At 43.9% G+C, this 9,651-nt stretch carries 11 protein-coding genes and 1 tRNA gene; 2 read left to right on the top strand and 10 right to left on the bottom strand.

Annotated features, from left to right (window positions below):
- Window positions 1-334, bottom strand: a 334-nt coding sequence (locus NZ896_02000; GenBank protein ID MCS7116224.1) for a hypothetical protein, incomplete at its 3' end; no start/stop codon positions are given.
- A gap of 216 nt (window positions 335-550) precedes the next feature.
- On the opposite strand from NZ896_02000, the gene cofG reads away from it, so the two are divergent.
- Complete coding sequence (cofG, locus tag NZ896_01995; protein MCS7116223.1) at window positions 551-1,720, top strand: 7,8-didemethyl-8-hydroxy-5-deazariboflavin synthase CofG; 1,170 nt, start codon at window positions 551-553, stop codon at window positions 1,718-1,720.
- Window positions 1,680-2,852 carry a 5-amino-6-(D-ribitylamino)uracil--L-tyrosine 4-hydroxyphenyl transferase CofH gene (gene cofH / locus NZ896_01990; GenBank protein ID MCS7116222.1) on the top strand — a complete coding sequence of 391 codons (1,173 nt, stop codon included), beginning with the start codon at window positions 1,680-1,682 and terminating at the stop codon, window positions 2,850-2,852. The genes cofG and cofH overlap by 41 nt, the downstream gene beginning before the upstream one ends.
- Window positions 2,853-3,056: 204 nt before the next feature.
- On the opposite strand, the gene NZ896_01985 is transcribed toward cofH, so the two are convergent.
- From NZ896_01985 to NZ896_01945, 9 genes are all read right to left on the bottom strand, one after another.
- Window positions 3,057-3,167, bottom strand: a tRNA-Asn gene (locus tag NZ896_01985).
- Window positions 3,168-3,340: 173 nt separating this feature from the next.
- Window positions 3,341-3,484 (bottom strand): hypothetical protein, encoded by a 144-nt coding sequence (locus tag NZ896_01980; GenBank protein MCS7116221.1) that lies wholly within the window; start codon window positions 3,482-3,484, stop codon window positions 3,341-3,343.
- A 77-nt stretch (window positions 3,485-3,561) separates the two neighbouring features.
- A complete protein-coding gene (locus NZ896_01975; protein ID MCS7116220.1) occupies window positions 3,562-4,614 on the bottom strand; it encodes a hypothetical protein in 1,053 nt (350 codons plus the stop codon).
- A gap of 30 nt (window positions 4,615-4,644) precedes the next feature.
- Window positions 4,645-4,845, bottom strand: coding sequence for a hypothetical protein (locus NZ896_01970; protein ID MCS7116219.1), 201 nt, complete (start codon window positions 4,843-4,845; stop codon window positions 4,645-4,647).
- A gap of 73 nt (window positions 4,846-4,918) precedes the next feature.
- Window positions 4,919-6,013, bottom strand: a complete 1,095-nt coding sequence (locus tag NZ896_01965) for a DNA topoisomerase IV subunit A (GenBank protein ID MCS7116218.1) — start codon at window positions 6,011-6,013, stop codon at window positions 4,919-4,921.
- A complete protein-coding gene (locus NZ896_01960; GenBank protein ID MCS7116217.1) occupies window positions 6,003-7,532 on the bottom strand; it encodes a DNA topoisomerase VI subunit B in 1,530 nt (509 codons plus the stop codon). The genes NZ896_01965 and NZ896_01960 overlap by 11 nt, the downstream gene beginning before the upstream one ends.
- Window positions 7,525-8,094, bottom strand: a complete 570-nt coding sequence (locus tag NZ896_01955) for a KH domain-containing protein (GenBank protein MCS7116216.1) — start codon at window positions 8,092-8,094, stop codon at window positions 7,525-7,527. The genes NZ896_01960 and NZ896_01955 overlap by 8 nt, the downstream gene beginning before the upstream one ends.
- Window positions 8,084-8,890, bottom strand: a complete 807-nt coding sequence (locus NZ896_01950; protein ID MCS7116215.1) for a serine protein kinase RIO — start codon at window positions 8,888-8,890, stop codon at window positions 8,084-8,086. Before NZ896_01950 ends, NZ896_01955 begins: the two co-directional genes overlap by 11 nt.
- Window positions 8,891-9,056: 166 nt before the next feature.
- Window positions 9,057-9,542, bottom strand: a complete 486-nt coding sequence (locus tag NZ896_01945) for a hypothetical protein (GenBank protein ID MCS7116214.1) — start codon at window positions 9,540-9,542, stop codon at window positions 9,057-9,059.
- Between the last annotated feature and the right edge of the window lie 109 nt (window positions 9,543-9,651).

Here is a 9,651-nt window from a genome sequence, read left to right as displayed (position 1 = left end):
AAAGACCGAGAAAACCAACTCTCACCCTGTAAATTGTGGAGCGGAATCTCGTGAAGAGAATTGAAAGACCGAGAAAACCAACTCTCACCCTGTAAATTGTGGAGCGGAATCTCGTGAAGAGAATTGAAAGACTTGTAGTGCCGGTGAATGAGAAGCTACAACGACACCAGAATCTCGTGAAGAGAATTGAAAGAACACGTCGCTTGTCAGCGATTAAGTATACATCTCTGAAGAATCTCGTGAAGAGAATTGAAAGAGTGCTTCTTCGGATGGCAACAAGTATTTTGATACTTGAGAATCTCGTGAAGAGAATTGAAAGCCGTGCCCGAGCCAAGCCACCCGGCCAAACTCCAGCAAAAGAATCTCGTGAAGAGAATTGAAATAAGATCTCACCCCTGGTAATCCCTCTTCATGAGGAGAATCCTGTAAAGAGAATCATAGGCAGGAATTACTGCATATCGAGTGGTGAGTTTATAGTTATAAGCTATAAAGTTAATAGTAGCGATGGAGCGATGCTCGAGACCATCCTAGGGATCGATGGGTGCATCGGATGAGAAAAGATATTCTTGAAGCTATAGCGAGAGGTTTTGAGAATAAGTTAAGTTTTGAAGATGCGATGATCCTCACCAAGGTCGATGGTGAAGAACTCCCGCTCCTTTTAGCTTCCGCTTTGAGTATCAAGAGATCTTATTACGGTAGAGTCGTAACGTATTCTAGAAAGGTCTTTATCCCATTGACGAGATTATGTAGGAACCGATGCTCTTACTGTGGATTTAGGGCCGAAACCGGGCATGCCTACATGAGTATTGGTGAAGGGATGAAGATCGTCAAGGATGGTGAGAGGATCAGAGCTAAGGAGGTTCTGGTGAGCACGGGCGATAGGCCTGAAGAATTGTACGGTGAGGCGAAGAAGATGCTAAGGTCCATGGGATACAGCTCGACCGTTGAATATGTAAGAGATTTCGAAGAGAGGGTCATCAAAGAAACTAAAGTGATGATGCCACATACAAATATAGGGCTCTTGAGTAAGGGAGAGATGGCCGAGCTCAAGCCATTCAATGCGAGTATGGGGCTCATGCTCGAATCGATAAGTGATAGGCTCATGGATAGAGGGATGCCACATGAGAATTCACCGACTAAGGATCCTAGACTCAGAATCAAGATGGTAGAGGAGGCTGGCGAATTGAAGATACCATTCACGACAGGGATACTCATAGGTATTGGGGAGACGTGGGAGGAGAGAATAGCATCCCTCTTAGCTATAAGGAAGGTCCACGAGGCGCATGGTCACATACAGGAAGTCATCATCCAGAACTTCATGCCAGAATTCGGGACACCGATGGAGAAGAATACTCCGCCGAGCCTACTCGATATGTTGAAGACCATAGCTATCGCCAGATTCATACTTGGAGGTGATGTAGCAATCCAGGCACCGCCAAATCTAAATCCAAAATCGTATTCTACATACCTGTTGGCAGGGATAAACGATTGGGGTGGAATTTCTCCATTGACTCCAGACTTTGTCAATATAGCCTATCCATGGCCGAAGATAGATGAGGTTAAGAGGGTTACGGAGGGTATGGGCTTCGAACTTAGGGAGAGGCTCCCAATATATCCCAAGTACATCGCTTTAAGGTGGATACCGGATACGATTAGGGATAGGGTGGAGATGCTTACGGATGAGTCGGGCCTGGTCAGGAGGGGGGAGGATGCATATTAACTTTATTGAGAAGAGATTGAAGGAGCTCGACCCACTATTTTCACAAGCCATCGATAAGGCCCTATCTGAAAAGGATATAGATGAAGAGGAAGCCTTAAGGTTGCTAAATGCGAAGCCCAATGAAGCATTCATATTGGCGCAAGTTGCCGATCATGTAAGAGAGTTGCACGTCGGTGATGTGGTCACATTCGTCATCAATAGAAATATCAACTTCACCAATGAATGTATCGTCAGATGCCTCTTCTGCGCCTACTCTAGGCCCATCGGTAGCTTAGAAGCATATACACTGACCGTGGAAGAGATCGTATCTAAGGCTTATGAGGCTTGGAGGAGTGGGGCTACTGAGGTATGTATTCAAGGTGCCATCAACCCTAAAATCACCCCCGATTACTACTTCGATATCATCAAAGGGATCAAGGCGAAGGTCCCTGAAGTTCACATCCACGCCTTCTCCCCTCAAGAAATATACCATATAGCAACGGAGCTCGGGGTTTCTTATAGAGAGGTATTGAAGATGCTTAAAGAGGCAGGGCTCGATAGCATGCCCGGAACGGCGGCCGAGATACTCGATGATGAAGTTAGAAGGGTTATAGCACCGAAGAAGGTTTCAACGAGTCAATGGATCGAGATAGTGAAAGAGGCCCTAAGCTCCGGCATACCGATGACAGCGACTATGATGTACGGGCATATTGAAGATAATATACATAGAGTTAGGCACTTGAAGATCATAAGAGATCTACAGAAGGAGAAGGGAGGATTTACCGAGTTTGTACTCCTGCCATTTATTCATTATAGGACGAGGCTCTATAGAGAAGGGTTGAGTAAGCCAGGTACGGCATGGATCGAGGATTTGAAGGTTCATGCTACCGCAAGATTATTCCTTTCACGGTACATAGATAATATTCAAGCATCATGGGTTAAATTGGGCCCGAAGATGGCACAGATGATGCTGAATGCTGGTGCCAACGATCTTGGCGGGACGTTGATGGAAGAGAATATTTCTAGAGAGGCTGGAGCGCTTTATGGGACTCGAATGGATGTTATAGAGCTTGTAAATTTGATTAAGGGGATAGGCAGAAGGCCTGCCCAAAGGACCACCACGTATGAGATTTTGAGATTCTTTGATGATTGACTTCACATGCCATACATGAAGATCCCTGCAATCTACTTCATTTAATTTTTTAATTTTTTAATTTTAGTTCTTAACGATCTATCGATCTAAGTGGTTTAAAGGTTAAAAGGTTTAAAGGTTGAAGATTGAAGATTGGAGATGAATGTAAAATTTTGAACGTGTTTTAGTATTAATGAGATTGATAAGATCTTAAAGATGTGTGAATGGCGCCGCCGGACGGACTCGAACCGTCGACCAACTGGTTAACAGCCAGTTGAGCCCCTTATCGGAACTGCTCTACCACTTCAGGGCCCAGCCTCGCTGAGCTACGGCGGCTCATACTTAGATAATCAGCGGTGGTTTTAAAGTTTAACTGTGGAGCGAACCGAATAACCTCTAATACCAATGAAGAATGATGAATTACGAATTATGGATTATAGCAGGGACTTTTATGAATCTGCAAAGTTCACTATCGGAAAAATCACCTATACTGCCATAACCCTATAGCGCTATCGATTATGAATTTTAGAGATGGTCTTCTTCGCATACGGATAACATTCATGATCCAATTCTAAGTGAAGTTCTAATGCGACCTTTGTAACCATATACCTAGCACAGTACGGGCACTTTATGTATTGATGAAACCTCGCCATCATCGATAAAGCCGATGATCCTCTACTTCTTCAATTATGTAGAGATTATGAGACAAGATTGTAAAATATTTTTACACTCAATCGAGGTATATCTCTTTAAATCTTTGGTAAGATTCTTCGAAGTTCATAATCTTTGGGGGGCGTTTGAAACCATAATTACAGATTTCATTCGGTGCACCATAGTATCCATTCTTCCTTGCCACGTAAACTGCTCTGATGACATCCAAGAGGATATTCCCCGCATTCGGCCCATCCATCGTCCTCAAGTAGATATCGATCTTGATCGGAGTATCGAGGAAGCCTTTACCCTCGATCCAGAAGTAACTCACACGGTTGTTGCCGAGGTAATCTACATAATCTGTTGTACCCGCGACACTCTTAAACTTGTAGGGGACTTCGCTGACGATCGCTTCGGTCTTCAATGTGCGCTTGATCGCCTTGACATCCTCATCGATCGTATTTAAAGTCTCCAATCCCCCACCGACATCCAGTTGATAGCTCTTCAAGATCTTCACCCCTCTCTTATGCATAAAGGAGAGGATCCCTTTATGAAAGATCGTACCACCGAACTGGCTCATCAGATCATCACCGATCACCACGAGCCTTGACTGCTCGAACCTCTTCACCAACTCTTCATTACAGACTATAGGCGATGGTGTACAATTTATGAAGCAGCACCCCGCCCGTAGTGCAGCTTCTGCGTAGGCGTAAGAGGATTTATCCATACCCGACGAGATCAGATTCACAAAGATATCCACTCTACTCTCAGCAAGGGCCTTTGTTATATCTTCAATATCGCTACTGCTCGAAGTAACCATCTGGTTTAAGTATGTGGATAATCGATCGAGTAGAATCCCTCTTCTCACCTTTACACCGGTCTTCTTAACGTTGATGTACTTTGGTATGGTATTCGGTGGTGTGAAGATCGCTTCGGCCAAATCCAAGCCCAACTTGTTAGAATCGATATCGAAGGCCTCTACGATTTCGATATCAGAAACCCTGAATCCGCCCACTACTCGATGCCATAGACCGGGGAGTGTCTCATCACCACTGTAATACTGCAGACCTTGGCACAATGCACCCGCACAATTCCCCACACCCGCAATAGCGACCCGGATCTTTTCGGCCATAGAATCACCATCACTACTCTTCTTAATACTCTACTTTAACTTACCGATCAGAGCGATACCACCAGATATAATGAATAAGATCGATATTAAGTAGAATACCGTCGAAACCTGCTCTAAGAGTGGTGTGGTAGCGGTAGCGTAGGAGATGATGATACCTACCATCACAAATATGAATCCGAGGAGGCGAGTAAGAATATTCATCCGAGTTTCTACGACCTTTGAGTCAGACATCGCTATTCACAATACTATTCATCAGTAAGCTTATAGATATTTCTATTCTTTAAGACTCTTTTTTAAGGCTCTTTTAAAGGCTCTTGGCTTCATCCAACTTCTCAGGAAGGTACTTATCGGTGATCGTAGTCAGGCCGTATTTAGAGAAGGCCTCCAGCTCACTCTTTCTCTTGATCCTTAAAAAGGTATCGAGCTCCCTCTGCCATATATCACCTTTGTACCTCGGATCCTTCTTCAATTCGTAGATCCTCTTAATATCGGCCTCGGTGAGCCGGACGCTCGGAAGTTTGTACTTTATGATATCTGAGCCCCAGATCCCGATCCATTTGGCAGATGGTACGGTCAATTCTCTTAAATGGGCAGCGTTCGCCGAGCCCGAGATGATGACCATCGCGATATGCTCACCATATACATCACCGTCCGTTAAAATATATACAGGTAAACCCAGCTCTTGGTTCAACCTCCTTAGCATATAGCGTGTAGAACGTGGAGGTTGGCCTGCAGTATCGATAACCAACGCCTTAAACCTCTTCGGAACATTCTCCTCTACGAACCTTGTGAATAGACCTCCTTTCTCAACAGCTATCACCATCTCGGCAGATGTATCTATAAACTCTGCCGTGCTGAGGCTCGGGCCTATCAGGTAGCCATCTGGGTGTGAAGCCAGGTTGAGCCTCTTCCCTTCATAACCCGGTACTGTATACTCGATGGTGAGATCGCCGAAGATCGCCGAACGCTCTTCAGGGTATACATTGAAGTCCTCTCGTGCCCTCCCCAACACCACTTCAAGATCGGTTATCATCTCATCAGACTCATTCTGATCGGTGAAGTCTATACCATACGCCTGGGAAGAGTAAAAGACATCTCGGAGCGTAGATGTCTTCCCTTCCTCTATCAACTTATTTACGAAGGAGGCGAGCCATATAAGTTGGGTGAAAGGTCGAATATGTTTAATATTCTGTGATGATCTACGCACCATACTCTTCCCTAATACGTACTGTTTCAATTCTTCATTGTAAACGATATTCCTTACAGATCGGCTGGGGAAGGTTAATTCGGGAAAGTGACCATCATCCAAAGATCGGTAGATCGTTTCACCCAACTCTTTAAGTTGGCGCTTGACTTCATCCTTCTTCTGGCTGATCTTTACCTGCCCCTTACGATTCACTATGCGTTTCACCCTCACCGATCAACTTCCTATACCGTGGGAGCCTCTTCGCACCACTCAACTCAGTAGAGAACCTTGCGATGAGTGGCAAATACCTTTCATAGATATTCATCCTCCTCTTCACCATCTCCATCGATTCTTTCCTCGATAAGTATGAGCTCAACCTCCTCAACACCTCACGAACTCCATTCTTCAATTCTCTTTCGATTTCAGGCCGGTCTGCCAGATACTCTTTACCTACAGTTTTGTAAGGGATCTTCGTAGAGCAGACATGGGTTATTATAGCAAGAGGTGCATCGGATGGTATTCTATAACGCTTCCAATCTACCTCTTCATGAATGACCTTCCACGATACATCGTTAGCTTCATCGTAGAGGAGGGGTATACGGTTCGCAAATCTAAAGAGCTTTAAGCCCGGTGTTAAAACCTTCCCTCCGTAAGCCAGACCTATCTCCACAATAAATGGGAAGCCGGAATAGGCTGAGGGAGGCCGGGTAGTTACAGCGGCGAATTCGGGCTTTAGCTCTTTATTGATCCCTGCGGTTAAGATTTCTTCGCCTATGGGAGATAGGCACTCCGCATCTGGTTGAATAAAACCATCGTAATTATGTAAGGCCTCTACCAACGATACGAGCTCATCATCGGTTATAGACTTCGGGCTTCGATTAGGGTCGATCTGGGCATATTCGAGGAAGCTTCGGGCGATCCTCTTACCCACTCTATGAAAATTTTTATACATGAACTTGAAGATCGTATCCTGCTTAGATTGCTTTAACATTCTCTTAAGGGCTTCTACATCGATACCGTAGGGGTGTGGTAAGGTTTCTTGAGGTGGTTTTGGCATACTATAAGTAGCTCTTTGAAAGAGAGTAATGGTACCCTGTGGATCTACGAAGGTGATATTTGCGTAAGGTGCCACCATCGCCGTCTGGCGCAGATATTCATAGATCTTCGATGAAGCACGTTGATAATCACCCTCTAACGTTATTTTAACCGATGTTCCGGTCTCCCCATGTGCTGGATGTTCAGCCCTCCTCACGATCTGAGGCTCATTATCTTGGATATTGATGAAGAGTTCAAAGGTATGAACCGTCTTGCCATCTGAAGATGTAGATATCGTTACCGGTTTATTCGTAGTGATCTGCCCGTAGAGTATAGCCATCGTACCACCCATACCGAATATTCCACGTGATTGGCGAAGGAGAAACTTTGAACCGAAGAAGATCTTGCCAAAGGCGTTGGGTACATGTTTGGGATCTACACCGGGACCATTATCCTTCACCTTGATCACGTAAGGTTTAGGATCGGGTTGTGAGCTATTCTGCTCTAAGGCAGATATTCTGATGTAGATTTCGGGGAGTATTTGAAATAATTCACAGGCATCAAGGGAGTTTTCGACCAATTCTCTTACAGTAGAGTAGAGGGCTCGTGAGGGGTTTGTGAAACCAGCGAGGTCTCTATTTCGATAGAAGAATTCACTGGGGGAGATCTCCATATACACTATTCGGGATTTAGACAAAGGACCCCTCCTCCCACAATTTAAACCGATCCATCTTCGCCTTCGTTCGAAGCCTTTGCAACATATTGTATACAACTTTGTGAGGGCTCCCCGTGGCTAGCATCACTACAGCATCTGTAGCCGATTTGACCTGATCGACATCACCTATGATTGCGACCATGTGGCCGTAAACGGAGATATTGGCTTCCGTAAGCTCTTCGATGACTCTTCTAGCTTTTCCATTCAAACCGATGATCCTACCTTTTATCCTCTGTAGATTGCTTTTAGATTTGCCAGCGTAATTTTTTAGATCGATTATGTTAAGAACTGTATTTTCATCCATCAATCGGAAGGCCTTTACTGGTGAGAAGCCTCTCGCTATCGCCGTCACTATATCGACGGCTTTCAGAGGGGAGCTCTCGGCAAGGTCGCCAGTGCTCTTGATCACTACCTCCCCCGTCTTGCTATCGACCTCTAGTTTAACACCACACTTCTTCTCAATCTCCGCCTTTACTTTACCACCTTTACCTATCAACACACCTATTCGCTCCATCGGTAACTTTACAACCTTTTCAAAGCTCATTACCGACCACTCTCTTAAAGATGATATCTTCGGGCTCCACATCGATCCCTCTCTTCATAAAGAATCGGTTTATGTTGGATATATCACGCATAAGAAATTGATCGGCTGAAGGGTGGCCGATATCGACCGCCGATCCAAAATCGAAGACTATCAACTCTCTACGCCACTTAAAGATGTTGTACTCAGAAAGATCGGCATGGACAAGTTTTGCCTTTCTATACATATTCTTGATGATCGATATAACCTTTTTATAATCAGCCTTACTCACTCGAACTTCATTTAAAAGCGGGGCAGGGTTGCCATTTTCACCGATGAACTCCATAACGAGGACGTTCTTCATCACCGCAATAGGTCTGGGGACTCTAATACCAGAATTAAAAGCGGTGACGAGGTTCTTATACTCCTTTCGAGCCCAGAGCTCAACGATATTCCTCGTACCTTTCTTCACTTTATCGAACCTCGGATCTCCTAAGATGTAGGGGAGCCTTTTCTTGAATTCTGCTGTAGTAACAAGAAATATTTTAACAGCCACACTCGAGCCATCATCCCTCTCACCTCTATAGATCCTCGCTTCCTTACCAGCATCCACAACACCATGTAAGTATCTGAAGATATTCGAATTCATCAATTTATACAGGGTCATCAATGTGGATTTATCGAATACCTCTTCTAAAGCCGCCCTCTCTGATGAAAGGTCTTTCTTTAAGAATCTATCCCTCCTTTCCAGCGCACCGATCTTATGCACTAACTGCTTCATCATCTTTTTATCGATGGGCTGCTCAAAGAATTCAGACATATCTCCACCCCTCAATTCCTTTAAGTTATATTTAAGTGATGATAAGGATCATGGATTTGAAAGTATGATGAGAGTAAATCCGAAGGATCTAGGAGATTGTGAATTGAATCAGCGCATATATGAATAAGGTTAGTAAGAATAAAAAGGATAACCGTAACGATCATCATTATTTTACCAACCTTTGTTTCACCATCCCCATCACTTTCTGTGGATCATTGGTTGAAAATACGAACTCTTTGAATCTGCCCCTCTTTAATGATAGGACGATTCGAGGACTGCCTATAACATTGAATACGAGCCTCCACCTTCCTTCAACCTTCCCTATACGTATACCCCAACCCCCATACTTGATCGTTGGGGTCTTATCTAAGTAACAATCTTCGATATCTTTCCATTCAATATTATACTTCAATATTCCATAACCGACAGAGATCGATTGGGTCGTGAATCTGACGATTAGAGTGCTGAAGTTCATCACCAACCCTAAAAGTATTAGTATGATTAAGAGAAAATAGCCGAAGAATTGTTGAATTTCAACACCCTCTCTATATAGTTGATAAAATACGAAGAGAAGAAGAACTATGGGTACGGTTAATATGATTATCATCCATTTGGAAATTATCCTTTCCTCATAGATGATACTATTTCTCATCCTCTACAACTCTTAATATAAATATAATATATATAAATTCCCTCTCCTTTATTATTAAACTTACAAAATTACAAAAGTTCCATCGATTAAATTCACATCGAATTTGTAG

This window comes from Nitrososphaerales archaeon (assembly GCA_025058425.1).
Taxonomy (GTDB): Archaea; Thermoproteota; Nitrososphaeria; order Nitrososphaerales; family JANXEG01; genus JANXEG01.
This window is presented reverse-complemented; position numbering and strand designations above follow the sequence as displayed.

Excerpts from the sequence above, each read along its gene's own strand:
- cofG (MCS7116223.1), top strand. The coding sequence starts at position 551 with ATGAGAAAAGATATTCTTGAAGCTATAGCGAGAGGTTTTGAGAATAAG.
- cofH (MCS7116222.1), top strand. The coding sequence starts at position 1,680 with ATGAGTCGGGCCTGGTCAGGAGGGGGGAGGATGCATATTAACTTTATT.
- NZ896_01980 (MCS7116221.1), bottom strand. The coding sequence starts at position 3,484 with ATGGCGAGGTTTCATCAATACATAAAGTGCCCGTACTGTGCTAGGTAT.
- NZ896_01975 (MCS7116220.1), bottom strand. The coding sequence starts at position 4,614 with ATGGCCGAAAAGATCCGGGTCGCTATTGCGGGTGTGGGGAATTGTGCG.
- NZ896_01970 (MCS7116219.1), bottom strand. The coding sequence starts at position 4,845 with ATGTCTGACTCAAAGGTCGTAGAAACTCGGATGAATATTCTTACTCGC.
- NZ896_01955 (MCS7116216.1), bottom strand. The coding sequence starts at position 8,094 with ATGAGCTTTGAAAAGGTTGTAAAGTTACCGATGGAGCGAATAGGTGTG.
- NZ896_01950 (MCS7116215.1), bottom strand. The coding sequence starts at position 8,890 with ATGTCTGAATTCTTTGAGCAGCCCATCGATAAAAAGATGATGAAGCAG.
- NZ896_01945 (MCS7116214.1), bottom strand. The coding sequence starts at position 9,542 with ATGAGAAATAGTATCATCTATGAGGAAAGGATAATTTCCAAATGGATG.